At 59.3% G+C, this 24,500-nt stretch carries 22 protein-coding genes; 6 read left to right on the plus strand and 16 right to left on the minus strand.

The features are described from left to right. Nucleotides 1-75: 75 nt before the first annotated feature. Nucleotides 76-1,026, minus strand: a complete 951-nt coding sequence (locus BW974_RS05950; RefSeq protein WP_076428883.1) for a DUF7504 family protein — start codon at nucleotides 1,024-1,026, stop codon at nucleotides 76-78. A gap of 241 nt (nucleotides 1,027-1,267) precedes the next feature. On the opposite strand from BW974_RS05950, the gene BW974_RS05955 reads away from it, so the two are divergent. From BW974_RS05955 to BW974_RS05965, 3 genes are all read left to right on the plus strand, one after another. Beyond that, entirely contained in the window at nucleotides 1,268-1,654 is a 387-nt protein-coding gene (locus tag BW974_RS05955; protein ID WP_245799924.1) for a DUF7344 domain-containing protein, read from the plus strand. An 85-nt stretch (nucleotides 1,655-1,739) separates the two neighbouring features. Then, entirely contained in the window at nucleotides 1,740-4,055 is a 2,316-nt protein-coding gene (locus BW974_RS05960; protein WP_076428885.1) for a DEAD/DEAH box helicase, read from the plus strand. A 49-nt stretch (nucleotides 4,056-4,104) separates the two neighbouring features. After that, on the plus strand, nucleotides 4,105-4,557 hold the full coding sequence (locus BW974_RS05965; RefSeq protein WP_076428887.1) for a DUF7552 domain-containing protein: 453 nt from the start codon (nucleotides 4,105-4,107) through the stop codon (nucleotides 4,555-4,557). 6 nt (nucleotides 4,558-4,563) lie between these two features. On the opposite strand, the gene BW974_RS05970 is transcribed toward BW974_RS05965, so the two are convergent. The 5 genes from BW974_RS05970 to BW974_RS05990 form a co-directional block, all read right to left on the minus strand. Further along, entirely contained in the window at nucleotides 4,564-5,574 is a 1,011-nt protein-coding gene (locus BW974_RS05970) for a DUF7544 domain-containing protein (RefSeq protein WP_076428889.1), read from the minus strand. A gap of 58 nt (nucleotides 5,575-5,632) precedes the next feature. Further along, nucleotides 5,633-6,376, minus strand: a complete 744-nt coding sequence (locus tag BW974_RS05975; protein WP_076428891.1) for a TrmB family transcriptional regulator — start codon at nucleotides 6,374-6,376, stop codon at nucleotides 5,633-5,635. A gap of 1 nt (nucleotide 6,377) precedes the next feature. After that, a complete protein-coding gene (locus BW974_RS05980; protein ID WP_076428893.1) occupies nucleotides 6,378-9,416 on the minus strand; it encodes an MMPL family transporter in 3,039 nt (1,012 codons plus the stop codon). Nucleotides 9,417-9,684: 268 nt separating this feature from the next. Next, nucleotides 9,685-10,974, minus strand: a complete 1,290-nt coding sequence (locus BW974_RS05985; RefSeq protein WP_139328824.1) for a S8 family serine peptidase — start codon at nucleotides 10,972-10,974, stop codon at nucleotides 9,685-9,687. A gap of 151 nt (nucleotides 10,975-11,125) precedes the next feature. After that, nucleotides 11,126-11,341 (minus strand): hypothetical protein, encoded by a 216-nt coding sequence (locus BW974_RS05990; protein WP_076428895.1) that lies wholly within the window; start codon nucleotides 11,339-11,341, stop codon nucleotides 11,126-11,128. 208 nt (nucleotides 11,342-11,549) lie between these two features. Between BW974_RS05990 and BW974_RS05995 the strand changes: the two genes are divergently transcribed. Further along, nucleotides 11,550-13,079: a glycosyltransferase family 2 protein gene (locus BW974_RS05995; RefSeq protein WP_139328825.1), complete on the plus strand. Its 1,530-nt coding sequence runs from the start codon at nucleotides 11,550-11,552 to the stop codon at nucleotides 13,077-13,079. Nucleotides 13,080-13,273: 194 nt separating this feature from the next. Here BW974_RS05995 and BW974_RS06000 read toward each other — a convergent pair whose 3' ends face one another. Then, nucleotides 13,274-13,990 carry a rhodanese-like domain-containing protein gene (locus BW974_RS06000; protein WP_076428899.1) on the minus strand — a complete coding sequence of 239 codons (717 nt, stop codon included), beginning with the start codon at nucleotides 13,988-13,990 and terminating at the stop codon, nucleotides 13,274-13,276. A gap of 176 nt (nucleotides 13,991-14,166) precedes the next feature. Here BW974_RS06000 and BW974_RS06005 point away from each other — a divergent pair, with 176 nt between their 5' ends. Next, complete coding sequence (locus BW974_RS06005) at nucleotides 14,167-15,117, plus strand: phytoene/squalene synthase family protein (protein ID WP_076428901.1); 951 nt, start codon at nucleotides 14,167-14,169, stop codon at nucleotides 15,115-15,117. Nucleotides 15,118-15,144: 27 nt separating this feature from the next. Here the strand turns inward: BW974_RS06005 and BW974_RS06010 are convergent, their stop codons facing one another. The 3 genes from BW974_RS06010 to BW974_RS06020 all read right to left on the minus strand — a co-directional run bounded on the left by BW974_RS06010 (nucleotide 15,145) and on the right by BW974_RS06020 (nucleotide 17,511). Then, nucleotides 15,145-16,614 carry an MATE family efflux transporter gene (locus BW974_RS06010; RefSeq protein WP_076428903.1) on the minus strand — a complete coding sequence of 490 codons (1,470 nt, stop codon included), beginning with the start codon at nucleotides 16,612-16,614 and terminating at the stop codon, nucleotides 15,145-15,147. Further along, nucleotides 16,611-17,204 (minus strand): TetR/AcrR family transcriptional regulator, encoded by a 594-nt coding sequence (locus BW974_RS06015; protein WP_076428905.1) that lies wholly within the window; start codon nucleotides 17,202-17,204, stop codon nucleotides 16,611-16,613. The genes BW974_RS06010 and BW974_RS06015 overlap by 4 nt, the downstream gene beginning before the upstream one ends. A gap of 109 nt (nucleotides 17,205-17,313) precedes the next feature. Beyond that, entirely contained in the window at nucleotides 17,314-17,511 is a 198-nt protein-coding gene (locus tag BW974_RS06020; RefSeq protein ID WP_139328826.1) for a hypothetical protein, read from the minus strand. A gap of 61 nt (nucleotides 17,512-17,572) precedes the next feature. On the opposite strand from BW974_RS06020, the gene BW974_RS06025 reads away from it, so the two are divergent. Then, complete coding sequence (locus tag BW974_RS06025; protein ID WP_076430257.1) at nucleotides 17,573-18,595, plus strand: NAD(P)-dependent alcohol dehydrogenase; 1,023 nt, start codon at nucleotides 17,573-17,575, stop codon at nucleotides 18,593-18,595. Here BW974_RS06025 and BW974_RS06030 read toward each other — a convergent pair. The 6 genes from BW974_RS06030 to BW974_RS06055 form a co-directional block, all read right to left on the minus strand. Continuing rightward, nucleotides 18,585-19,847: an FAD-dependent monooxygenase gene (locus tag BW974_RS06030; protein WP_076428909.1), complete on the minus strand. Its 1,263-nt coding sequence runs from the start codon at nucleotides 19,845-19,847 to the stop codon at nucleotides 18,585-18,587. The two genes, BW974_RS06025 and BW974_RS06030, sit on opposite strands and share 11 nt — an antisense overlap. Before the next feature lies 1 nt (nucleotide 19,848). Beyond that, nucleotides 19,849-20,946: a phosphotransacetylase family protein gene (locus BW974_RS06035; RefSeq protein WP_076428911.1), complete on the minus strand. Its 1,098-nt coding sequence runs from the start codon at nucleotides 20,944-20,946 to the stop codon at nucleotides 19,849-19,851. Further along, nucleotides 20,943-23,045, minus strand: coding sequence for an acetate--CoA ligase family protein (locus BW974_RS06040; RefSeq protein ID WP_076428913.1), 2,103 nt, complete (start codon nucleotides 23,043-23,045; stop codon nucleotides 20,943-20,945). The genes BW974_RS06035 and BW974_RS06040 overlap by 4 nt, the downstream gene beginning before the upstream one ends. A gap of 59 nt (nucleotides 23,046-23,104) precedes the next feature. Then, nucleotides 23,105-23,521: a GIY-YIG nuclease family protein gene (locus BW974_RS06045; RefSeq protein ID WP_076428915.1), complete on the minus strand. Its 417-nt coding sequence runs from the start codon at nucleotides 23,519-23,521 to the stop codon at nucleotides 23,105-23,107. 11 nt (nucleotides 23,522-23,532) lie between these two features. Next, entirely contained in the window at nucleotides 23,533-23,961 is a 429-nt protein-coding gene (locus tag BW974_RS06050; RefSeq protein WP_076428919.1) for a DUF4149 domain-containing protein, read from the minus strand. Nucleotides 23,962-24,022: 61 nt separating this feature from the next. After that, nucleotides 24,023-24,499, minus strand: coding sequence for a YbaK/EbsC family protein (locus BW974_RS06055; protein WP_076428922.1), 477 nt, complete (start codon nucleotides 24,497-24,499; stop codon nucleotides 24,023-24,025). Nucleotide 24,500: the final 1 nt, after the last annotated feature.

Below are 24,500 nucleotides of genomic sequence, written 5' to 3' on the forward strand. Positions count from 1 at the left end.
CATGTGCGGTCGTAAGGCGAGTTCGGAACGTCGCTACGGTCAGGGAGGTTCGTTCATTCCGGTTCTATACTCCTGTTAGACGGGGAACCAAATCGTCGTGTAGTCCGTATCGTGCAGGTGCCATCGTTGTTCCGGCCCGTTTTCGCCGATCTTCAGCTGAATGGTGACGTCGAACAGCGGCTCGATGGCCAGGACACGAGACGAGTCGTACGCCTCCGCGAAAACGTAGTGGCCGAGTCCGAGCACCTCGTCGACGGTGTTCGTCACGGTTCGCAGAAACCCTTCAACGGTCTGCGCGTCCTCTTCGTCGGAAAGGAGTCGCAGCGAGTCGAAGCAGAACCGCAGCTCTCCCGGTTCGAACCCCCGCCGCTGGTGCTGTAATTCGAACACTTCGTCGTCGATAGCCCGTTGGAAATCCTCGATGGTTCCGGTGATGGTGGAGACGGACGGTTGACCAGGATAGTCGCTCTGCGATGTCTGTGCGGTTGACCGCACAGGCGCCTCGTACGTGAGGAGATGCGCCCGGTGGGCGTTTGTATCCGCGCGTGAGAGGCGGGAGCGAGCTACCTCGCTGTTGCGCCCGTAAAGTGCGAGGAGTTGGGTTCTGTCGTACGCAGCCTCGCCGAGGAACTGTGCGCTCAACCGTTCGAAGACGTCTGCCGGAACGTCGCCGGTGAGAAGTAGGTTTCCACCGGTACGTTTCAACCGGCCGAGTTCCGATTCGATTTCTATCGTCCCATCGCTGCTGGCTGTTACGTAGTGGCCTGCGAGTGCGAATGTTACTTCTCCGCTCGTTCGCGGTGTACCGTCCTGAAGCGGTCGAAACAGGTCTTCCAGCGCGTCGGGATCGATACACCGATACAACGAATCGGGAACGTCGGTAGAATCGGTTTCCGCCTCTTCCACCATCCGTTGGATGATGGATGCCGCAAGCACGTCCTCGCTCCCCCAATCGTGCTGGAACGTTATGGGTGCTTCCACGCCGCACATAAACGGCGAGGTGGCACTTTCGTTATCGGCGCTCATGCTCCTCTGCTGTTAGTCGTTCAAGAGCTAAAAATTCATATGCCGTTTTGAAGCGTTATCAACCCACAAACGTTTCCACGACCATAAACCGATTTCGGGTCTGATAGCGGATGAATCACATCCTGAGCGCGGTTCCATCCCTCCAGTAGGCTTCACAGCGCTTAGAATGCCGGAGAACGTGGAACCGCCGATGCTCTCCCAATCGTGAAAGTCATACTCTACTGTAGCGATAAGACGAACTATGGGCGATACAGCAAACGATGGGGGACAACTCCTCGTGGATCTTCTAGAGTTCTTGGACGCCGTCGCCTCCGAGACGCTTCTCTCTACGTCCGACTCGGTGTTCAAGTTGCTTGGGGACGAACAGCGGCGCCACCTCGTTCTCTATCTCACCGAACAGGACACCGTAACCCCTCTTTCGAGGGTTGCCCTCGAAATCACCAGTCGGTGTAACGATACGCCGTACACCGACATTACACCCGCCGAACAGGAGCGAACGCGGTTTCGTCTCGAACAGGAACACCTCCCGCGACTCGCCGACTACGATATCCTCTCTTGGTCGTACGGTGACGATATGGTAGAACCCATTCCGAAAACACCGTTCGGCGGGAAAGAGAACGAAGCGTAGGCGGATTCGGATACGAACCGTTCACGTCGTATTGCGGTGTCAACGTACGAAACCGGTTAGAACCTCCACGCCCAATCCCTGCTCAGTGCAGGACACCATCGACTGGCTTCGCGGGCGACCCTACTACGAGGGGCAAGTCGCCCGCCACGAGACGATTGCCGGAACCGACGGGGAGTTTCGGGAGATTCCCCTCGAATCGCGTCTCGAATCGGCCCTCGCAGACCGCGGTATCGACCGACTCTACCGCCATCAAGCGGACGGTGTCGAAGCAGTCCGAGACGGCAACAACCTCGTTATCGCCACGCAAACCGCGAGCGGGAAGAGCCTCGCGTACACGATTCCGGCGTTCGAGCGAGCGATGGACCACGGTGGCAGAACGCTCTACATCGGCCCGCAGAACGCGCTCATCAACGATCAAGAGGACACGCTGTCCAAACTCGCTCGCGATTTGGGATTCGGCAGTCGCGTCTCGGTTGACCAGTACACCGGCCGACTCGACAAAAACGAAAAGCGAGCGGTGCGCGACCGTCATCCGACCGTCGTCCTCACGACGCCGGATATGCTCCACTACGCCCTGCTTCCCTACGCCCATCGACTTTGGGATTGGTTTTTCAAGGGCTTGGAAACCGTCGTCATCGACGAAGTTCACGAATACCGCGGCGTGTTCGGAAGCCACGTCGCGCTCGTCCTCCGCCGACTCGCGCGAATCTGCGACCGATTCGATTCGTCGCCCCAGTTCGTCTGCTGTTCCGCGACCATCGGCAATCCGGTCGAACACGCGAGCGCCGTGACTGGCCAACCGGAATCGTCGTTTCACCTCGTGGACGAGGACACGAGTCGAACCGGGCCGACTCACTGGGTGCTGTGGAACCCACCGGAGTACGAAAACGAAAGCCACGGCAGTGGCAGGCGGAAGTCGAGTCACGCGGAATCGAAACGACTGTTCGCCGACCTCGTGACCCGCGACAATCAGACGTTGGTGTTCACCCGCGCTCGGCAGGCCGCGGAACGCTACGCGATGGAGAGCACCGACGAACTCCGAAGACGCGGCGAGCGCGACCTCGCATCCAAGATTTCCGCGTATCAGGCGGCACTGCGGAACGACCGCAGACGGGAACTCGAATCCGGACTGCATTCCGGCGAGGTTCGCGGCGCGTGGAGCACGAACGCGCTGGAATTGGGAGTGGACATCGGCGGCCTCGACGCAGTTCTCCTCGACAGCTATCCCGGGACTCGAATGGCGGCGTTCCAGCAGGCGGGCCGTGCAGGACGCGGAACCGACGCTAGCCTCGTCACGCTCGTCGCGGGTGAAGACCAGTTAGACCAGTTTTTGATGCGGAATCCGGACGAATTTTTTTCGGGCGACCCCGAGCGAGCGGTCGCCAATCCCGAAAACGAGGAACTGCTTCCGAATCACGTCACGTCCGCGGCCCGCGAAACGTGGCTGTCGCCGGAGGACGTGAACTATTTCGGGGAGGGATTTCCCGACCTCGTTGCAAATCTCGAATCCGAAGGCGAACTGAAACGCCGACAGACGAGCGACGGCATGCGCTGGGTGTACGACGGCGACGGAAGCCCGCAGCACGAAATGAGCCTGCGAAGCATCGACGAGCGCAAAATCGACCTGTTAGACCGTTCCCGCAGCGACGTGATTTCCTCGCTTCCCTTCAGCGATGCCCTGAACGACGTCCACCCCGGCGCAATCTACCACCACCAAGGCCAGTCCTACGAAGTCGTTGACCTCGACTTGTCGAAAGACGTGGCGGAACTGTCGCCGACGTGGGCTGATTACCACACGAAAACGCTTCACGAGAAAGAAATCACGGTCGAGGACGATGTGGACGAAAAGACGCTTTCGACCCGCGACGACTGCGTCGTTCGATTCGCCGACGTGACGATGCGAAAGCGAATCACGGGATTCGAGCGTCGAGACGCGAAGCGCGGCGAGACGCTCGGGAAAGAGTCGCTTTCCCTGCCTGAACTCACGCTTCGAACCAAGGCGCTCTACTTCACGATTCCGGACGACGTGGAACAGGAAATCCGCGCCATGGACGGCGATTTCGGCGGTGCGATTCACGCCGCCGAACACGGGATGATTTCCCTGTTTCCGCTGGAGTTGCTCTGTGACCGCCGGGACATCGGCGGTCTTTCCACGCCGGTTCACCCGCACACGGGGAAAAGTACCATCTTCATCTACGACGGCTATCCCGGCGGCGTCGGCTTGACCCGCGAAGGCTACGAGACGGTCGAATCGCTCATGCGGAACACGAAGGAGATGATTCGCGCTTGTGACTGCGAATCGGGATGCCCGTCCTGCGTGCAGTCGCCGCACTGCGGAAACGCCAACGACCCGCTCGACAAACGCCTTTCCGCTCATCTGCTCTCTTCGCTCACGGAGTGAGTCGCAACCTTTTTAGGACAGCCTAAACCTAAATTAGGTTAGCCTAAACATGGACGACATCCTCCGGCAGACACGCAGGGAAATCGAGTCGTTGGCGGTCGAGAGCGGCCACGGTCGGTTTTCGGTGCTGTGCGCGGAAACCGGCGAGTGCCCGATGCCGATTACGGGAAAACAGTTCAAAGACCACGACGACGCTTCTCGCGCCGTCGAACTCGCGCGCGAGTATCGCGACGCGCTCCGCGAACACGACCCCGAAATTCCCCAGTACCGGTTCGTCGTCACCGAAGAACCCGCCCGCCCCCTCCAGATGGCAGGCGTCCGTGAACAGACGAGTGGAACGCGCGCCAACGGACTTCCCCAGACACAGCGTTCCGTAACCGTCGCCAGCGATGGCAACGGCGAGTGGCTGACGATGGACAACGCTCCGCTCGTCCATCTCGCACGGGACTGTGGACCCGTCGGCGACGATGCCGTCGGCCGACAACTCGATTCGAAACTCTAACAGATTTCACCGAATCTCTTCTCGCAGTTCCGGAATGAGGTCGAGTTGCCGGTTCGTATCACCCAGAACGAGCAGCGCGAAATATCGAAGGTAGGTCTGTATGGGGACGCGGACGACGGCAAGGACGAACAACAGGCAGAGGAACCCGAGGAGCGCGAGCAGGCCGAACGCGGCCCCGAGCGGGCTGACCGACACAACTGCGTGAAATGTTGGGCTTCCTGACAGAACGTACAGACCGATTCCGAGGATAGCAAACGGAATCAGTACGAACAGGCTCAGGATTCCGCCCACGATTCCGACGACGATTCCCGCCGCGATGCTAAGCGCGAATCGAAGCAGAATGTACATGCCGTACTGTTTCCACTGACTCCGGAGCGTCGGCCAGAACGCTCTCCACCCCGCGAGCACACCGTCGCCGCGCAACAGCATGACGGGAACGACGAAGTTCGTCGTCAGACCGTCGATGAGGGCGACGACGAGCCCGAGAACAAGCATCACCGGCACGAATACGAACAGGCTTCCGAGGGCAATATCCGCCGACCCGTCGAGGAGTGACGGAACGAAAATGAGTAGAAATCCAATTATCGGGAGCAAAAGGAGAGTGACGAGGACGACTCGAAAGCCGAACAGTCGTACTCCCTGTCCGAAATGCCGGCGGATGTACGACCGGACGTGAACCTCGCGCGAACGAAGCGACTCGACAAACGCGAACTCCATTATCGACCCGATGAAGGTAAGCACCAGCCAGATAGAAACCACCGCCGCAACGACGGCGACTACGATGGCGATGAGCGTATCGTTCGAAAACGGAATGTCCGGAAGTGCGGTTCCCGTTCCGCCTCCCGGGCTACCCCCACCGCCGAACTGGAAGTTAGCACCCGGTGGTGACGTGCTCGTTCCGCCGACGAAAAGAACGATGACGGCGAGTTTGAGCCACGTCCACAGTTCGAACGGAAGGAGGAAGGCTTTGGTGGTCTCGATAGCGTCGTCAAGGGCTTCGACGGCGTACCACGGCATACCCGACGATTTGTCTGCTTGATATTTAAACTGTCGTGAAAATTAGGTCGGGGAAACCTCAGTCCCGCGCCGCGTCTTCGAGTCGGGCGTCGATGAACTGACTCAAAATCGCCGCGAAAGCGGTTTGTGAACTCCAAATCGCGCTTTCGTTCTCGTTTTCGCCGAAGACGCTGATGAGCATCGTATCGTCGTCCACGACCGCCACGCGTCCTGCGCGGTGTTCTTCCGGCCCACCGGGCATGTCGATAATCGAGAGGTCTTCGACCCGGTTGTGAACGGCGGGGTCGTCCGTGACGACGAGGACGCTGACTCCTGCGTCGGCGCGTTCCCGGAGGGCATCCGCGATACCCCGGGTGAACAGAGAGGCGTCGTGAACCGCGAAGACGATTCTCGATTCGGCTTCCTCGATGAGCTGTTCGAGCCGGCTGGAGACGGCGTCACGCCCATCGACTGACCACACGTCTTCGCGTTCCTCGTCACCGTCCACGAACTCGTTTTGGGCGGTTTCGAGGTAGTCGAACGCCTGCTCTTGTGTCCGCTCGAATCGGTCGCGGAGATGTGATTTGGCCGCATCCAAACTCACAGGGCGGTACTGAATTGGCTTCGACTGCTGAAGCTCCACCAGTCCGCGCTCTTGGAGCGTTTCCGCCGCGCCGTACACCTGCGACCGCGGAACGTCCGTCACGCTGTGGATGTCCCGCGCGGTTCCGGTGCCCAGTTTTTGCAGGGCGACGAACACCTTGGCCTCGTAGTTCGACAGGCCGAGGTCGGTGAGCGCGTCGATGGCGTCGTCTTCGTCCATTTCAATCCTCACTCGACGGGGCGGCCGTCGGTTTCGTCTGCATGGTTCCGCGAGCACCCGGCCCGAAGTAGCGTGTCCAGACGACGAGCAGGCTCGGAAGCACCAACACGCTCGCGAGGAACGCGTAGATGATGGTCAGCCCGGTGATGATGCCGAACTGCTGAAGCGCGGGCAGGATGGCGAAGACGAGGACGCCGAAACCGCCGACCGTCGTCGCCGCACTGCCGAGCAGTGCGCCGCCGGTGCCGGTGAGTGCGACGTTCATCGCTTCCCAGACGGAGCCACGTCGTTCCAGTTCGACGTTGTACCGCTCGGACAGGTGGATGCTGTAGGCGACACCCAATCCGACGGTGAGGCTCGTAATCATTCCCGTCAGGACGTTGAACGGCATTTCGAGCAGATACATCGTGCCCAGAATCCACGTCACGCTGAACACGACTGGGAGCAGGGTAACCGCGCCGAGGGTCGCGCTCCCTTCCGTGATGCGGTAGATGAGCATCAGGAAGGCGAAGACGGACACCATCGTGATGATGAGGCTCTGGATGACCGTGTCGAGCAGCTGCTTCTGGACGATTTCGAAGACGATTGCTTGCCCGGTTGCGGTGGCTTCGAGATTGTCGAAGCCATCCGCCACGTCGCGCATGTCTTCAGTCACGTCGGCGCTCGCTGCACCACCCTTGACCGAAACCGTCATTCGAACCGCCTGATACTCGCCATCCTCTTCGTGGATGACGCCTGCCGCTTGGTCGGGAGCGACAGCGAACAGTTCGTCGTACACCTGTTCTATGTTCTGGTCGGGGACGCCGTTTCCGTCTGTGTCCGCGGCGGTGAACGTCGCGTTGAACGATTCGTTCTCGGCCGCCACCTGTTCCATCACCGAGAGCGGACTCGTCACCTCGGGTTCGCCGCTCGCGAGGACAATCGTCGTGTCCTTTTCGGCGGCTTCCTCGCGGGCCTGCTGAACCTGTTCGAGGGAATCGTCTCGCGTTATATCACCCTGTATCAGGATTTGTGCCTGCGAATCCTCGCGAACGAAGTTGTCGTTCACGTAGTCGAGATTCTTCTTCGCCGAATATTCGGCGGGTTTGAACGGTTCTGGCAGTTCCTTCGTCCATCCCGGCGGGTCTTCCGCGAGGAAGTCCTCCTGCGCGAAACTCGTATCGACCTTCGTCGCACCGTAGGCACCACCAGCGCTGACGAGCACCGTCAGTACGATGACGACGAGTGGGGCTTTCCGTGCTGCGACCGCTCCGGCGGAAAGGACGCGACCCAGCGCGCCGCCGCCAGTACCGAACGCCCGTTTGTTGCGGTTGTAGCCGCGGGATTCGAAGAACTCGTCGACTTCGACTTTCAGCGCGGGAATCAGCGCGCCGAAGATGAGCAGTGCCGCGACGATACCGATGGAACTCACGATACCGAAGTCCTGAATCGGCGGGAGCGGACTGACCAGATTCGAAAGGAATCCGATGACTGTCGTTGCGGTCACCCATGTTAGGGCCGCACCGACGCTGACGAGCGCGACGCGCATCGACCCGCGAACGCCGACGCCAGTGTCCTGTTCGCGCTCCTCCCGATGTCGCATGAAGACGTGAATCGCGTAGTCGATGGACAATCCGATGAGGAGGACGGGAACCGCGATGAACATCTGGTTGAACGTGATGCCGAGCCACCCCATGAAGCCGAACGTCCACACCAACACGAGGACGATACCGAAGACTCCTAACAAGATGTCGAGCAGGTCACGGTAGGCTACGAGCAGAGTCAGAACGACGAACAGCAGTGCGAGGGGGCCGACGATGGTCAGACTGTCCGTCATCGACTGATTGATTTCCTCGCTGATGATGCCGCTTCCGAAGACCATGGCTTCTTGGTCGAACGCATCGCCCGCGATGGACTGGATGGCCGACTGGGATTCGACGATTCCGTCAGAGCCTTGTCCCGGTTGCATCGACTGGCTTTCTTGTTTCTGGAACACCAGCAACATCGTTGCATTGGCTTCGGTCGTGCCGGGGTCGTACGACGTCGGCATGAACGCCAGTGCTTGTCCCGACATGCCGCCGGAACCGGAATCCGAGGAGAGCACTGTTTCGGTCATGGTATCGACCTGCGACTCGTTCATCGACTCCAACTTCTGGATTTGCTCGGACAGCGACGGCATCGAGCCGTTTTGGAGGGCTTCCTGTCTCTCGGTCAGGTTCTCGCTCCGCGTCTGGAGTTGTTCGTATTCCTCCGCCAGAACGCCCTGCGTCCCGAGTTGGTACACCTGCTGGAACTGCGATTGAATCTCGCTGGTTCGTTCTTGGTAGGTCGATTGGTTGATTTGACCCTGCTGGTACGAGGCGTTCAACTGACCGAGTTGGGCTTGCAGGCCGCGGGCCTGCTGCGCCGATTGGTTGAACGTGGCCGACTGATTCGCGGTGAGGTCGCTCGTCGCGTTCGACTGCACCCCTTGCAGTTGAGTTTCTATCTCGCCCGCCTGCTGGCGGTAGGTTTCGTTGTCGATGTCGCCCGCCTGCCGGGAGGCGTTCAACTGGTCGTACTGCGCTTGCAGCGCCCGCGTTTGGTTCAGCGCGTCGCTCAACCGTCCCGCGGTCTGATTCAACTCCTGACTTCGCTGTCGAAGTTGTTCTCCGTCCGCACGAAGTTCTGCGCCTTTCTCCTGCTGTATCGCGCCGATGGCGACGACGTTTGCAACGCCGCTGGTCGGGTTGTCGTCCACCAGCGTTTTGTTGACCGTTTGGTTCTCGCGGAGTTGTTGTTGGAACTGGAGCGAGTTCACCATCGCGTCCTTCGACAGGACGTTATCCCCGCGGACGATTACCTGTACTGCGGTCGTGTTCTCCTGTCCAGTCGTGAAGTTCGTCTCGATGTACTCCAGCTTCTCCGCCGCCTCGCTGTCGCTCTGGAACTGGTCGAGCGACGACGACTGTTCTATCATCGGCGCACCCGCCCCGACGAGCACTGTCAGAACGAGCAACACCGCGATAACAACGCGGCTGTGGGACGTTACGTTCTCGAAAAGCCGAGTGAGAAGGCTCACAGACCTCCTCCTCGGTTGCGACTGTCGCTGTTCATTACTGTTGTTAGAATCCTACTGACAGCGCAATCAAAAAGATGGTGGTTTCGTTTTCTCGATGTGACACAAACGGCGAGGCTGTCGCTCGGAACGCAAGCACCCAAAAACGACGAATGGGGCCAAAACATAGTTGCTCGAAAATCGAACGCAGTCGCTCGACACCGCTGTCAGCAGTCACAAATCGCACTCAGGGTGAAAACAAAACGCCGTTGTCGGAAAACGCTGGTTTGCGTTATTCTCGCACTGCGGCGTTGGTGTTGAGGTGCCCCTTGCCGTGATATTCCTTGTCACCGACGCGGTCTGCAGTGTTGCGGAGCGTCTTCCGAACCTGATTCGCGTTGTAGTTCGGGTTGACGCTTTTGATCATCGCTGCGGCGGCCGCCACCTGCGGTGCGGCCATGCTCGTTCCGGCGAGCCACGCGTAGCCACCCATCCACGACGGAATCGTATTGTACACGAGGTCGTAGAAGTAGACATCGTCGGGAGCGTTCGGGTCGTAGTTTCCGCCGGGCGCACTGATGTCGATTGCGTTCGTTCCGTAGTTGGTGTAGAGCGCCGGGGTCGTCGTCGGTTCTTCGAGGCCGTCGTCGCCCCAGTTGAAGCCGATTGGCCCGGTTGCGCTGATGCTCATGACGTTCGACGCCTCGTTCGGGACGCTGATGACGTTGCCGTCGTGTTGTAGGTCGGCGGCGTCGTTACCTGCGGCGGCGACGACGAGCGTACCGTTTCTGCGTGCGTATGCCATCGTCCTGTTGAGGGTTCCACCGTAGAACTGACCGAAGTTGTCCTCGTTTCTCGGAACCGGGTAGGCACCGAGGCTGAGATTTGCAACGTCGGCACCAACTTCGACACTGTAGACGAGGGCCGTGAGGATGTCACCCCACGACGCGCCGCCTTCCGCGCCGAAGACGCGGCACGCGACGAGGTCGGTTCCGGGTGCGGAGCCGACGACGCCGGTTTCGTTCTGGTCGTTCGCGGCGACGATGCCGCTGACGTGCGTTCCGTGGTAGCCGGAGTCGGTGAAGTCGCCGCCGTCACTCGTGAAGTTGCGGGACAGTTCCGTGTTCACCGCGTGTGCGAGGTCGGGGTGTGTCGGGTCGATACCCGTGTCGATGACTGAGACGCGGGTTCCCTCACCGCGCGTGACTTTGTGCGCTTCCGGAATATTCTGTTCCTGTTTGTCCCACTGAAGCGGGTAGAACGGTTCGTCCGTTGCCGATTCGTCCTGTGTAATCGGCGACTGCGTGATTGGCAGGTCGAGCGAGTAGACAGTGTCCGGTGCGTAGCCCCCACCGAGCGACTCCACATCCGATTCGTTCCCGCTGACGACCAGTCGGTCGATAGCGCTCAGGTCGTGGACGACTTCGACGCCACTCGCGTCGAGGTCTGCTGCGGAAACGTTCTTGGATTTGACGATGAATCGCTCCGTCGATTCTGCCGCCGTTACCGTCGTACCGACCGCGATGCCACCGAGTGCAGTACCGCTAATCTTCAAGAATGACCGCCGTGTTTGTTGCGACACAACATGGTTCATGAACTCAGTTGACATAGAATTTTCTATTACATTTTGGAAATATTTATGAACGTTAGACTGAGATTGTAGTTCTGCTATTTACTGTTGTAATATTTAATCGACAGTAGAAATTTTGTGCTGGCTAATGAGAATCAGCAATTTATTCGTCGTAGAACTTCTTTGCGTCCTCGGCGCTCATCGTTTTCCACTCGCCGTCGTCGGTTCGAACCTGTACGTATCCCTCCGGAATCTCTGTCTCTACCTCGACCGTCTCGACGTGCTCACGCAGGAGATGCGATTCGTACTGTTTCCACGCAGACCGCTCCGACGGCGCGATGGCAACCCAGCCGCAACCGTGCTGACCGCACTGTATCATCGAATAGGATTCACTCGCCGGAGTGCCTATAAACCTTCAGAAACGCTCGTGGCCGTCTCGAAAGGAGAACCGGACATCGAAATGAACGGCTCTCGCGTCCGTCAAATCGCGATTGGCATCTCATATTGAATAATGATATTCGAAAACGTTGTCTTAGTTCTTGTTTTAACCAAAATGTCATCCCATATATATTGTGGTAAATTACTTTATGATTCTTTTCCAGTTTCGTATCATTAAGATGGTTCAGTCGAGTAAGCATATCAGCGGCATCCAACCTTTCGATCCACTGCCGCCGATGACATCCATGTCTACCGATAGTGATACCACTCCAGTCGAACGTGACGCTCCTGACACACAACCACAGCGGAACTATACTCCCCGCAGAATCCTTCTTGCACTCACCCTCTTCACACTTGGCGGAATCATCCTTCTAATGCCCATCCCGGGTTTCGGCAGCATTGGCATTATCTTATATACAAATCCGCTTTTCCTGATCGTTCTCGGTGGATGGTATATCGGCCGGTCAACCGTTGCTACAATCGCCCACGCTCTTCGCGCCCGTCGTCACAGAACTACCGTTGACGGCCACCCCTACGGTGAGGCAGATGCTACCCCAAGCGTCTCCATCCTCATTCCTGCCTATAATGAAGCCCACGAGATTGGCGCGACTATTGACTCACTGCGTGCGCTCACGTACCCAGGTGACCTCGAAATCATCGTCGTCGATGATGGTAGTGAGGACGGAACATGGTATGCGTTACAGGCACTTGCCGACCGCGTCCCTGGCCTCCGTGTCTTCACGCAGGAGAATGCTGGAAGTGCTGCAGCACGGAACACTGCGCTCTCACACGCACGAAATGAAGTCGTTGTTAGTCTTGATGCTGACACCGTCATGCACCCCTCTACAGTTACAGAATTAGCTCGCCACTTTACCAGCCCGGAGATTGTCGCCGTTGGTGGGAACGTGAACGTTGAGAACACGCATGCCGGCCTCTGGGCGAAAAGCCAGGTCTTCGACTATGCTCTTGCGATGGAAATCGGCCGGATGTTTCAGAGCTTCCTCGGCTATGTTCTCTGTTTGAGCGGCGCGTTTGGCGCGTTCCGCCGGAAAGAACTGATCGCGACTGGTGGTTGGAATGAACACTGGCTATATTCGGACGATTTCGAGGTTTCCGTTCGAATTCAAGAGTTTGGTGACGTTATCTACAATCCGGTTGCACGTGCCGACACCGAAGTCCCGACAACGATTCGCGCTTGGTTTGACCAGCGAAAAACATGGGCCCAGCGCGGTATCTCCGTAATGTTACTCCATCATCGCAAACAGTTCAATCCCGGCGCCGGAATGGTTTCGATAGGCCTCTTCATCCGTGCAGCCTTGACTGCAGCGATCATTGTGAAAATGATTGGATTCATCATGGCGATGGCGACAGGTGCGATCCCGGTCGTTCATTCACTGGTTTGGGTGATTGGAGTGAGCCTGATTGGAATGGCCGGCTTGTGTGCGATTATGCTGGGAATTCTCTCACTGCTCGTTGTAAGCGAGAAGCCGATTCAGTATGGCTGGTACGCAGTAGCGTATCTTGTGTTCTATCGGCCACTGCATATGGCGGCGCGCTTGACCGGCTTCGCAGAGGCATTCTGGTGGGAGCTATCGAGTAAGTTCGGGTCGTTGCGTTCAACGCCAGGCGACCACTTACGCGATTTGTCGACGGGTGACGTCTCATCGGCAGACGACTAACTGTTTAGCGGCTAGAGTTTTACTTTTCGCATCTGCCCTCTCAATAGTCTCTTTCTGCAAGCCTCAGTGACGGATAATTCGGGATTGACGACAACAGAATCAACAATCTCACTCGTCAGTTGAGGTCGCTACGCGTGTACGTTCGAGAAGTGTCGAAAAGTACCAGAAAGTCGGAGATACAAATCGGGAGACAACTATCCGCTGACGACGTGCGAGGAAAGTTCGCCGATAGTTCCCTCGACTTCGTATCCGGGTGTCTGGATGGTGAGAACGCTGTCCGGCGTCACGTCGTGGAACTTGACGTGAAGCGAGTACGTGCCGTCGTCTAGAATGCCGGTCGCTTCGTTCTGTCCGGTTGGGAGGTGACGTGCCCACGCGTTGTCACCGACGAACGCCGGGTCAGCGATACCGTCGATGACGTACTTCTGTGGGGATGCTTCGGTGTTTTGGCCCGTAATCGGATACCCCTTCTCGTGCCACTCCCAGTAGCCCTCGTCGATGACGTACACGTTCTCGTAGCCGTTCTCCATCAGTTTCCCCGCGCGCATCGAAGAGAGGTGATGTGGACAGCCACAGTAACAGATGATGCGTTCGTCCTTCGCCCACGACGCAACCGGGTCATTTTCTTTTAGTCCGTCCGGTGCCGGGCTGAGCACCGCTCCCTTGATGTGGGACGTATCGTACTGCGTCTGTCCGCGAGTATCGACGAATCGGCCCTTATCCTGCTGGTACCAGTCGTACACGTCGGAAAGCGGTGCAAGCGGAACGTTCTGACCGTACTGTTCGGTCGTGTCGTATCCTTCCTCAGACTGCGGATTCGAATCCGAATCCGACCCACCACCCATACCGAGGCAGCCGCTCAGCCCTGCGACTGAAACCGCACTCGCCGCGAGGAACCTTCGTCGATTCATTGTTGTGGAACTGTAGTGACCACCGCAGTATCAATTTTATCATGGTTGTTTCAGCCGAAAAGTCGGACAGAAAAATAGTAGATAGAAACGAAATCGGAGAGAGTACCCAACTGGTTTGGCATCGTCTTTTTTCAACCCTCTGTCGTAGATACTACTATTCTCGGGGCACACATGCAATGAAGGACACACACGTACAAGCGGGAAAGTCGATACAACAGCGGACGGGGAAAACGTTCCATCTCGCCACGCGACTCCTGCCGAAACGAGTCCGTCACCCGACCTACGTGTTGTATGGCTTCTTCCGCGTTTGCGACGAAGTCGTTGATGACGCCGAGGATGTCCCGCCGGAAGAACAGGAGGCCCAACTCGAATCGTTCCGAGCGCAGGCGCTCGGAACGACGGAACCCGACGACCCAGTCCTCGACGCATTTCAGCAACTTCGCGAGTCCCACGGCATCTCGGACGAAGAAGTCACGCTCTTCATCGACGCCATGGCCTCCGACATCACAAAATCGCGGTACGAAACCTACGACGAATTGGAGGCGTACATGCGCGGTTCCGCCGCCGCCGTCGGTCGGATGATGACGACGATAATGAACCCCGAAGATGCAGAGCGCGCCCTGCCCCACGCGACAGCACTCGGGGAGGCCTTCCAGTTGACCAACTTCCTCCGCGACGTGCGCGAGGACATCGTAGATCGCGACAGAATCTACCTGCCCCAGACGACGCTCTCTCGGTATGGCGTCACCGACGAGGAAATCGAGAAGTTCGAATTTTCCGAGTCGTTCGCCGACGCGATGCGCGACGAACTCCGACGGGCAGAATCCTTGTACCGCGATGGTGTCGCGGGGATTCAGTATCTCCCCGAAGACTGCCAGTTCGCCGTGCTGGTTTCGGCGGTGTTGTACGCGGATTATCACCGCGTGATTCGAGCGCAGGGCTACGACGTGCTCACCACGGAACCGTCGCTCGGAACGCTGCGAAAACTCTCGCTCATCGCCCGAACGCGCTGGCACTGGCGAAAGACGCGTGACCCGGAAACCGTCTTCCGCGCCGTGAGTTCGGTTTCGTCGTCGGAACAACGTCACACGGATTTCGACCGGCGGGAAACCCTTCCGACGCGGTAGTCGCGAAAAATTCGTTCGTCCGTTTTTTCAGTCGTCCGCAACAGTCGGCTTCTTCGACGATTCTACGACCGAATCCGTCCACGTTCCACGGAGGAACCACGCGGCGGCGACGATTGCGGTTAGCACGTTCGACAGCGCGATTCCGTACCAGATGCCGGTCGAACCCATGTCGTACCACTCGACGAGGGCGTAGGCGGGCGGCAGTCGGAACACCCAGAGCGAGAGGATGGAGAGAACCATCGCTACTCGCGTACTGCCGCTTCCGCGGAATCCGCCGGAAATGATTCGGAACACGCCGATTCCGATGAACGTCGGGCCGACGATGCGGAGGTATTCGCCACCGATTTCGATTACGTTGGCTGACCCTTCCCCGGTGATGAAGATGCTCGTAATCGGTTCCGCGAAGATGTAAGCAACCGTCCCGACGACGGCGAGAACCGCCATGATGATTCCTGTTGCGAGGTACACCGCCCGCTTTGCACGCTCGATTTTCTCGGCTCCGAGGTTCTGCCCGACCACGGTTTCGGTTCCCTGTGCGAGTCCCAACGCTGGCAAGAAGACGAGCGACGTGAGTCGGTTGCCGATACCGAACGCCGCGACTGCGTCGGTTCCTGCCAGCGCGACGAGCGCGGTCATGGCCGTGATACCGAGCGCGCGGGTGCTCTGTTCGACGCTCGTCGGGCCGCCGATTTGGACGATTTTCTTCACCGATTCGGCGCGGAGTCGCAGGTCGTCCAACGAGAGGTGGATACCGACCCGCCCCGAGAACAGGAGCGCAAAGCCGACAACTGCGCCGACCCCCCGTGAGAGGACAGTGGCGAACGCCGCGCCCTGCACACCGAATCCGGTGAACCCAGTCGCGTCGAACAGCGTGGCTTCCAGTCCGCGCATTCCGATGTAGCCGAACAGCGGATTGTCCTGAAATCCAAGGATGAAAAACGGGTCTAAGACGACGTTGATGACCACACCGAACGCCATCAGATACATCGGCGTTTTCGTGTCGCCCCACCCGCGCAGGAGCGCCTGAAAGATGAAGAAGCCGAACATGAAGAACACGCCGAGGAAGATTGTTCGCGTGTACTCCACGGAGTAGGCGTGAACCTGCGTGCCCGGCGTCGTCCCGATGAGCGAGAGCAGGGTCGGCGTGAGGAACCACCCGAGAATCGAGAACGCGACCGCGATGGCGGTGACGAACGCGATAGTTTGCCCCGCAATATGGTCAACTCGGTCGTGATTTCCTGCGCCTTTGTTCTGCGCGACGAGGACGGTTCCGGCCACCGTGAACCCGCCACCGACCGAGATCATGAGGAAGACGAGCGGCCACGAAAAGGACAGCGCGCTCACGGCGTCCTGTCCGAGGCGGCCCACCCAGAACGTGTCCGCAAGGTTGTAGGCGACTTGCATCAACTGCGAGAGGACGATGGGGAACGACAGCACCAGTAGTGGCTTCAGCAGTTCGCCGTCGGTCAGATTCACATCGAGATTCTTCGAACTCATTCCGCGCCCTCCCAGCCGAGATACCGGGAAAGCAGGCCGTCGATAGCGTCACGCTCGCCGTTTCCGCCGAGTGTCGCGCGTCGAATCCGAATCCCATCGACCGTCGCCAGTAGGACGGTTGCCGCCTCGTCGGGGTCAACCGAGTCGAACTGGCCGGTTTCGATTCCGTCCCGAACGATGTCGGCAACGAGGTCGTGGAGGTCGTCCGCGTTCCGCCGGAGTTGCTCGCGGTAGGCGTCGGTGTAGGGCGCTTGTGCACGGATTTCGAGCAGGGCGACGTGGAAATCGCGCTTGTCGTCGTCCGACGGCCCGGATTCGAACAGGTCGAGGAGGTGGTGCAGTCGCTCCGCCGGGTCGTCGCTGTCGATGTTCTCGACGTGTTCGTGAAAGTGGTCGAGCAGATAGTCCAGAAACGCGACGAAGAGATCTTCTTTCGTCTCGTAATGGTAGTGGATGAGCGATTTGCTCTTCTCGAACTCCTCTGCAATATCCTGCATCGTCAAGTCGGCGTACCCGTGTTTGCAGAGCGCACAATAGGTCGCTCGCATGATAGATTCGCGGGTATCCGACGATTCGTTCCGCTGGCCCATTAACTGACCAGTCAGTCAGGACGCCGGAAGTAGGTTTCGTTTTCGGAAAACGGGGACGATTTTTTGTCGGGATATTTCGTTCGAAATCGTAGTTTGTCACATCATGTCCTCAAAGGGGTGCCTTGAACTGTTGCAAGCAGTTGCCGACTCCACACAACCGCAACCGCACCTCGTCCTCCCCAACCTCCTCGTTCGCTCCGGAAAAGACAGGCTCTTCCGTGCTCTCGTTCGCTTCGCTCACGAGAACTCCTTCGTCGCTCACTCGTCCCTCGCGCGGGCGAACCTGCGGTTCGCCTTCGCGCGCCAAGAGTATGTACACATTCTAACTAGTCTCAACGTTCACAACCATGCGCGCCGAAGGTCGAATCATGCACGTCGCAGTTCTCGACGAACCGGGGTCGCTCCGCGTCGAAGCACGCGAACGACCCGAACCCGCCCCGGACGAAATACTGGTCAACGTCCGCGAAATCGGCATCTGTGGGTCGGACGTTCACTACTACGAACACGGAAAAATCGGCGATTACGTGGTCGAATCGCCGCTCGTTCTCGGCCACGAAAGCGCGGGCGAAGTGGTCGAAGTCGGTGAGAACACGAAGTTCGAACCGGGCGACAGAGTCGCTCTCGAACCCGGCGTTCCGTGCCGCCGCTGTCCTCACTGCAAGCGCGGCGAGTACAACCTCTGTCCGGATGTGACCTTCATGGCAACCCCACCGGACGACGGCGCGTTCGCGGAATACGTCGCGTGGCCCGCCGACTTCGCCTATCGACTCCCAGACTCGGTTTCCTTGCGCGAAGGCGCGCTGTGTGAACCGCTCAGCGTCGGGATTCACGCCGCTCGCCGCGGCAACGTCGGTGTCGGGGATTCGGTTCTCGTCACAGGATGCGGGCCAATCGGTCTGCTGGCCATGGAAGCAGTCCGCGCCGCCGGAGCGACCGAGGTGTTCATCTCGGACGTGGTGCCGGAAAAACTCCAACTGGCCGAATCGCGCGGCGCGGACGCCATTATCGACGTTCGAGAAACAGACCTCAAAAATGCTGTCGCGGAACTCACCGACGGAGAGGGCGTCGATGTCGTCATCGAAGCCTCCGGCGCGGAACCCGCGATTCGTTCGACAATCGACGCCGTTCGGCGCGGCGGAACCCTCGTCTTCGTCGGACTCGCACAGAACGCAGAAATCCCACTCGACACAGGGAAAATCATCGACAACGAACTGGATTTGTTCGGGTCGTTTCGCTACCGGAACACCTACCCCGAGGCCATCGAACTGCTGGCCGATGGCGAAGTCGATGTCGAAGGCATCGTGGATTTCGAACTGGAATTGGGCGAAATTGGAGACGCATTCGAGCGGGCAAAAGAAGGAAAGACCGTGAAGGGGATGATTACGACCTGAACGCTTCGGTATCCACCGATATCTCCCTGTCCCCGAGCGCGAACGTCTCCCACGCTCGCCAAAATCCGGGTGTTTTCGGCGCAACTGTGAACAGCGTCCGAGCGAGTGGTGCGGCGACCCATCCCGGAATCGAGTCGTGGTGGAGAACGTACCAAGACAACGCTCGTTCGCCGCGTCGCTGTAGTCGAACAACTTTTTCGACGGCAGGACGACGCATCGACTCAAATCGGCGAAGTCGTGCCCTTGGAACCGTGCCGCTACCGCTCCCGCCTAGTGCGTTCGCGATTGTCGAATGGGCGACCACGGCATCCTGAATCGCCAATCCATTCCCCTGTCTGCCGACCGGCGAGGCGACGTGCGCTGCGTCGCCGAGCAAGAGCAATCCATCATCGACCCATTTTTCGCTGATGCCGGGTTCGATGTGCAACAGCGAACATTGGTCGAAACTCGTGAGATGGCGGGCAAGCGTCGGTTCGACCGCACCAATCTGTCGCCGAAGGTGGTCGATTCCGCGCTCCCGAATCTCTGGATAGGAACCCTTCTCGATGAACCACCCTGCCTGTGCTTCTTCCTCCCCTAGTCCGAAGTAAAGTACCAGCCCATCGCTCTCTATTCTCCCCTGTGCGGCGGATTGGACGGCATTTGCCGGGAGTTTAAACCACAGCAGTTCCACCGCCGAATCGAACAGTCCGGGGTCGATTCCAGCAGTTTCCCGAACAGTCGAGTAGCGACCGTCAGCACCGACGACGAGGCGACTTCGTAGTTCGATTTCTTCGTCTCGTTCGCGGTAAGTTCCGCGGACGCCCACGACCGTGTCATCCTCGCGTAGAAGGTCGGAAACGGTCGTTGCGGAACGAAATTCGAAGTTCTCGAACTCGTTCGCCCGGTCGATGAGCAGTCGAAGCAGTGGCGGTTGTTCCATCAAAATTCCGTAATCGTACGGCGACGACAATCGAGAGAAATCCACGACCTCGCGCGAATGTCCGAAGACGGTCAAAGCGGGTCGGCGGACTTCGTCGTGGTCGAGCGAGCGAACGTCGTCTAGAACATCCATCTGGTCGAACAATCGCAAAACGAGCGGCTGAAACAGGTAACCACGAAACTCGCGGTCGAGGTCAGCGTGACGCTCCACCAGAACGGTTTCGACGCCACTTCTGGCGAGGAGATAGCTCAACACACAGCCACCCGGGCCAGCACCGACGATAACCACATCCGCGTTCTCCGTGGTTTCGTCATCACCGCTCTCGGTCATGTTAGCTCTCTTGGTCTTCGGTTCCTGTCGTATCGCTTTCTGCACCCTCGAGCAGTGCATCTACGTCTGCGTGGTCGTGCAGAAGCCCTCGCATTCGTTCGATCGTCTCCTCGTCCCGGGTTCGGCCGCTCCGTACCACGTCCTCTGCGCGCTCGATTGTCGTCAGGGTGTCACCCTGCACGAGCAGGATGGGGACGCCCTTCTCCTCCGCTTTTCCGATAACTGCGCCCGGCGGGCGGAAGCCACCCGTCAAAATCAGGCATTTCACGCCGGGCGCTTCCAGCGCGACGGTTTGCAGGTCGGGGCGGTCGCCGCCCGTAACGAGAACCGCGTCCTTCGTCCGGCGGAGGTGGCGAAGCGCCTTGTCGCCGCTCATCGCGCCGACGAGGAACCGCTCTACGAAGGCGTCCGTGTCGCCCCCGGTCAACACGTCGGCGTTGAGTTCGGTGGCCAACTGACCGACCGTGACGCCTGCGAGGTCTTGCTGGCGCGGAACGACGCCGAGAACCGGAATCCCTCGGCCTTCGAGGAACGGGACCACGTCCGTATCCAGCGGGTCGAAATCCGTGTTCGCCACGGCGTTGAACAGCACGCCGGACAGTCGGTCACCAACGTCGTTTACCGCCGCGAGGAGGTCGTCAACGTCGCTTCCGTTTCGATAGTGCGAGAGGAGCAATACCTCCGCATCCAGCAGTTCCGCCACGTCGGGGTCGGTGAGTTCGACGATGCCGCCCGTCGTGAGCTTGCCGCCGCCCTCGATTATCATCAAATCGTGGTCTTCGGCCAGCGAGTCGAAACTCTCTCGAATTTGTTCATGGAGTTCGTCGGATTGTTCCCGGCCCCGAATCGCCTGCTGGATGAACGTCGGTGAGTAGACGATTGGTTCGAGTTCGTGCATCTCCGCGTCCAAGCCGAGCACTTCGCGGGCCAGCATCGGGTCTTCGTCCAGCGTCTTGCCGACGTTGCTCTGGAGTCGGGTACCCTTCGGTTTCATGTAGCCCACCGACAGCCCGCGCTCCTGTGCGAGTCGCGCCAGAGCGAGGGCGACGGCGGTCTTGCCTGTACTTTCTTCGGTTGCTGTGACGAGTATCGTGTTCATAGTTCGTCGGTGTCCACGGTCAGTCGAATGTCGATAGCTTGCACGCCGTCGGGCGTTGCGACGAGGGGATTCACGTCGAGTTCCAGAATCGCAGGGAAGTCGGTGACGAGTTGCGACAGTCGTTGGATGCTCTCCACGATGCTCCCCACGTCGGCGGGGTCGCGGCCGCGCGCCCCACGAAGCAAAGGTGCGGTTTCGATGTCGTTCACCATCTCCTCGGCCTCGCGTTCGCTCACGGGTGCGACCCGGAACGTCGTATCCTCGATGATTTCCACGAAGATGCCGCCCAATCCGAACAGCAAGAGTGGGCCGAATTGCGGGTCGCGGTTCATCCCGATGATGGTTTCCGTGCCCGAATCGAGATTCACCATCTCCTGTACCTGCACGCCGAGAATCGTCGCGTCGGGTTGGTAGTTGCGCGCCCGCGTCACGAGGTCTTCGTAGGCGTCGTACACGTCCTCGTTTTCGACCCCGACTTTCACCCCGCCGATGTCGGATTTGTGCAAAATGTCGGGCGAGACGATTTTCATCACGACCTCGCCCTCGATGTCCTGTGCGGCTGAAACCGCGTCCTCCGGGGTTTCCGCGATAGCGCCTTCCGGCGTCGGGATTCCGTAGGCCGAGAGCAAATCCATCGCCTCCACGCCGAGTCGGTTGTCGCCGCGGTCTTTCGCCCGCGAAAGGATTTCTCTTGCGCGTTCTTGGTCAACCTCGAATCGGGTCGGTTCCTCGTACTCGCGCCCGCTGATGTCGCGGAAGGTGGCGAGCGCGTCCAAACTCCGAACCGCACGGGCCGGGTCGAAGTAGTTCGGAATCCCGCTCTCTCGGAGAATTTCCTTCGCCCCCTCGGTTCGTTCGCCGCCCATCATCGCCGCCGCGACTGGTTTGCCGTGCTTTTCCTGTAGTTCGCCGATTACCTCCGCGAGTTCCTGATAACCGAGCACCGCGGTTGGTGCGGAAAGCACGACCGCACAGCCCACGTTTTCGTCGGCCAACGCGACATCGACCGCTTCCGCGAAGCGGTCGATGTCGGCGTCCCCGATGGTGTCGATTGGATTGTAGATGTTCGCCTCCTCCGGCAAGGCATCCGACAGCGCGGACAAGGTTTCCTCCGAAAACGACGCCAGCGAGAGAGTCGAATCGCCCACCGCGTCCGTGGTCATCACGCCCGGGCCGCCCGCGTTCGTGACGATTGCCACGTCGTCCTTCTCGGGGAGTGGTTGTCCCGCCAAAATCTGGGCGAAGTCGAACAGTTCTTGGACGTTGTCCACCCGCAGAACGCCCGCCTGTTCGAGGCCCGCTTCGTAAGCCCGGTCGCTTCCCGCCAAGGTTCCGGTGTGCGAGGAGACGGCCTGCGCCCCGGCGTCGGTTCGGCCCGACTTGACCATCACAATTGGCGTGTCGTCCGTCGCCTCGCGCGCAGAGGAGATGAACTCGCCGCCGTCCTCGACGCCTTCGAGATAGGCGAGAATGACATCGGTATCAGGGTCGTCACCCCACGCCCGAACGAAATCCGTCTCGTCCAGCACGGCCTTGTTGCCGAGCGAGACGACGTCCTTGAAGCCGAGTCCTTCGTCGTTGGCCCAGTCGAGAACTGCGGTGATGAACGCCCCCGACTGGCTCATGAACGACATCGAACCAGGCAGGGCGTTTTCCGGACCAAACGTCGCGTTCAGGCCGAGTGGTGTACTCATCACCCCGAGACTGTTCGGGCCGACGAGGTTGATGTCGTACTCCTCGGCGACTTCTTGTAACTCTCGTTCTCGCGCCGCTCCTTCGCTTCCCGTCTCGCCGAATCCTGCGGTAATGACGACGACGTTTTCGACGCCCGTCTCGCCCGCGCCGCGCACGACATCGACCGCGATGTGTGGCGGGACGACCACCACCGCGAGGTCAACGTCGGGCGCGGACGCGAGGTCGGGGTAGCAATCCAGCCCGAACACCTCGTCGTAGTTCGGGTTCACCGGCACCGTCTCGCCGTCGAAGTCGTCACGCAGGTTTGTCACGATTGCACGACCGATGGAGCCTTCGCTTTCCGTGGCTCCCACGACTGCGACGCGCGACGGCGCGAAAAGGTCTGAAAGTACGCGGTCACCCATCGTTTGAGAATCTGTGGGAGACGGATTAAAAGTAGTCCCCGTCTTTCAGCCAGCGAGAATTACTTTCCTGCCAGTTCGTGCGCCCGTCGAACCGTCGATTCGAGTGCAGTCTTTTCGGGTGCGAAATGCAGATGGGTTCCGCAGTCACAGTCTGACGCCCCGATTCCGGAAATCGGTGAAATCACCACATCGAGTTTTCGCGCTACTTCGCACTCTACGTCTTCCTCGGCGGTTCGCACGTCGTCAACCAATCTCGATTCTGAACTACCCAGCAGATAGTCTATGTGCCAGTGGCGGGCGTCGTTCTCCCCCGACGCGACTCGCGCGTGGCGCGCCACGCGCGAGAAACCTCCTTGTCCGAATGCACTCCCGGTGTAAGCGTACCACCCGGAATCGAGATTTTTGGTGCTTTTCGCACCAAATTCGATTTCCGTGGAGTCGGCGAGTTCGACCAGCAAGGTGTACGTTCCTTTCATAGATGCGAATTTCAGAGATGGGTGAGAACCAGCGCGCTCGCCACCGCGAGCATGGTGATTCCGTTCAGAATCACCGACTGCTTGTGGTACTTCGCAAAGCCGTCGTCTCCCGCTTCCTCCATCTTCGGGATGAGTTTGGCGCGAGCGTAAATCGTCGCGGCGAGTGCGACTAGCACGAGCGGGCCGACCGCGAGTGCGGCAATCGAATTGAGAACGTCCCGAGCCCCGGCGATTATCGCGGCGGTGACGGCAGTGAATCCGAGCAGTTCGCCGAACTGATAATATTTCGGGAAGATGGCGTTCACCACCTGTCCCGCTCCGTCGCCCAGCACGTCGAACGTCGTCGGCGCGCCGATGAACGAGAAGAAAATCATCGCTCCGAGCCACATGCCGAGGGTCGCGTTCAACACCAACAGCAGTCCCGTTTCGAGGAGGGTCATGGCAGAAAATTGTGACGGGAGAGAAATCGGTGTTTCGCTTACATTCCGCTGCTTGCTCGATTTATTCGCTCACGTCGGCAACAGTCGCCCCCGACAACTCTCGCAGTTTCCCGGGCGCAATCGGAAACACGGCTTTCGGCGTCCCCGCCGCACCCCACACCGTCTCGAATTCGGTGAGCGTCTCGTCCAGATAGACGGGCAGGTCGCTGTCGTGACAAAACGGCGGCACCCCGCCAATCGACCAGCCGACGGTTTTCCGGATTTCGTCGGCGTCGGCCATCCCGACCTCGGTTTCGGGCACCTCGCGCAACGCCGCGAGTTTGTCCTCGCTCATTCGGTTCGCGCCGCTGGTGACGACCACGACGAGGTCGTCACCAGCACGAAAGACGAGACTACTTGCGATTTGGGCCACGTCACAGCCGATTGCATTCGCGGCGTCTTCCGCGGTTTTCGTCCCTTCCGGAAACTCGTGAACGTCCACGTCGAAGCCAAACTCGTTTTTCGCTCGGTCTTCGAACTCGCTGGCTCGTTCGTGCATA

It is taken from the genome of Haladaptatus litoreus (assembly GCF_900156425.1).
Taxonomy (GTDB): Archaea; Halobacteriota; Halobacteria; order Halobacteriales; family Haladaptataceae; genus Haladaptatus; species Haladaptatus litoreus.

Coding starts and splice junctions, on each gene's coding strand:
- BW974_RS05950 (WP_076428883.1), bottom strand. CDS start 1,026: ATGAGCGCCGATAACGAAAGTGCCACCTCGCCGTTTATGTGCGGCGTG.
- BW974_RS05955 (WP_245799924.1), top strand. CDS start 1,268: ATGGGCGATACAGCAAACGATGGGGGACAACTCCTCGTGGATCTTCTA.
- BW974_RS05965 (WP_076428887.1), top strand. CDS start 4,105: ATGGACGACATCCTCCGGCAGACACGCAGGGAAATCGAGTCGTTGGCG.
- BW974_RS05970 (WP_076428889.1), bottom strand. CDS start 5,574: ATGCCGTGGTACGCCGTCGAAGCCCTTGACGACGCTATCGAGACCACC.
- BW974_RS05975 (WP_076428891.1), bottom strand. CDS start 6,376: ATGGACGAAGACGACGCCATCGACGCGCTCACCGACCTCGGCCTGTCG.
- BW974_RS05990 (WP_076428895.1), bottom strand. CDS start 11,341: ATGATACAGTGCGGTCAGCACGGTTGCGGCTGGGTTGCCATCGCGCCG.
- BW974_RS05995 (WP_139328825.1), top strand. CDS start 11,550: ATGATTCTTTTCCAGTTTCGTATCATTAAGATGGTTCAGTCGAGTAAG.
- BW974_RS06000 (WP_076428899.1), bottom strand. CDS start 13,990: ATGAATCGACGAAGGTTCCTCGCGGCGAGTGCGGTTTCAGTCGCAGGG.
- BW974_RS06005 (WP_076428901.1), top strand. CDS start 14,167: ATGAAGGACACACACGTACAAGCGGGAAAGTCGATACAACAGCGGACG.
- BW974_RS06010 (WP_076428903.1), bottom strand. CDS start 16,614: ATGAGTTCGAAGAATCTCGATGTGAATCTGACCGACGGCGAACTGCTG.
- BW974_RS06015 (WP_076428905.1), bottom strand. CDS start 17,204: ATGGGCCAGCGGAACGAATCGTCGGATACCCGCGAATCTATCATGCGA.
- BW974_RS06025 (WP_076430257.1), top strand. CDS start 17,573: ATGCACGTCGCAGTTCTCGACGAACCGGGGTCGCTCCGCGTCGAAGCA.
- BW974_RS06030 (WP_076428909.1), bottom strand. CDS start 19,847: ATGACCGAGAGCGGTGATGACGAAACCACGGAGAACGCGGATGTGGTT.
- BW974_RS06035 (WP_076428911.1), bottom strand. CDS start 20,946: ATGAACACGATACTCGTCACAGCAACCGAAGAAAGTACAGGCAAGACC.
- BW974_RS06040 (WP_076428913.1), bottom strand. CDS start 23,045: ATGGGTGACCGCGTACTTTCAGACCTTTTCGCGCCGTCGCGCGTCGCA.
- BW974_RS06045 (WP_076428915.1), bottom strand. CDS start 23,521: ATGAAAGGAACGTACACCTTGCTGGTCGAACTCGCCGACTCCACGGAA.
- BW974_RS06050 (WP_076428919.1), bottom strand. CDS start 23,961: ATGACCCTCCTCGAAACGGGACTGCTGTTGGTGTTGAACGCGACCCTC.
- BW974_RS06055 (WP_076428922.1), bottom strand. CDS start 24,499: ATGCACGAACGAGCCAGCGAGTTCGAAGACCGAGCGAAAAACGAGTTT.